The sequence below is a fragment of the Paraburkholderia ginsengiterrae genome, assembly GCF_001645125.1.
Lineage (GTDB): Bacteria > Pseudomonadota > Gammaproteobacteria > Burkholderiales > Burkholderiaceae > Paraburkholderia > Paraburkholderia ginsengiterrae.
In genome coordinates this window covers 1-538 of record NZ_LXKA01000071.1, presented here as the reverse complement: position 1 = coordinate 538, position 538 = coordinate 1, and the positions used below count along the sequence as shown (strand labels likewise).

Sequence of the window (538 nt, the reverse complement as noted above, 5' to 3'; positions counted from 1 at the left end):
ATGCCGGCGCCGCCGTGCTGCTGCCGCTGCAGCAGGCCCAGGCCGCGACGAATTTTTGCGCGGCCCCCGCGCTGCAAACCAGTGAGCGCACGACCGCCGATCCCGCTGTGAAACCGCTGGTGAGCAATGTGCACGCCCATCTGAACGACCCGCCGCACGCGCTCGTCACACTGCACACGGAAGGCCCGCTGCCGCACGCAGGCCCCTCCGCTCAAAGCGTCCAAGCGGCACAAGACCGCGATCTGCTGCTCGACCCCGCGCTCCCTCCGTGCGCGATCATCCGGGCCCCCATTGCTCGTGCCCCACCCCGCGAGTCTCACCACCAGCCCGCTTCCCAACTTCTGCCACCACCGATCGCCCCCCGCAACGACCCCTACGTCAGCGCGTTGACGCTGCTTCCCCACGCTGCCGCGCGGTCCGCGCGCCCCCTCTACGCCCCACACGCCCCCCCCATCCGCGCTACCCAACGCCCCCCCATCGTCACTCGCCTCACGCTCCGCCGCCACTCCCGCGCTGACCCTCCCCCGTCACCCCCCCC

At 72.1% G+C, this 538-nt stretch carries 1 pseudogene; it reads left to right on the top strand.

What is annotated here, in order from left to right:
* Positions 1–263 (top strand): annotated as a pseudogene (locus A6V37_RS42045) (alginate lyase family protein); the annotation flags it as partial.
* Positions 264–538: the final 275 nt, after the last annotated feature.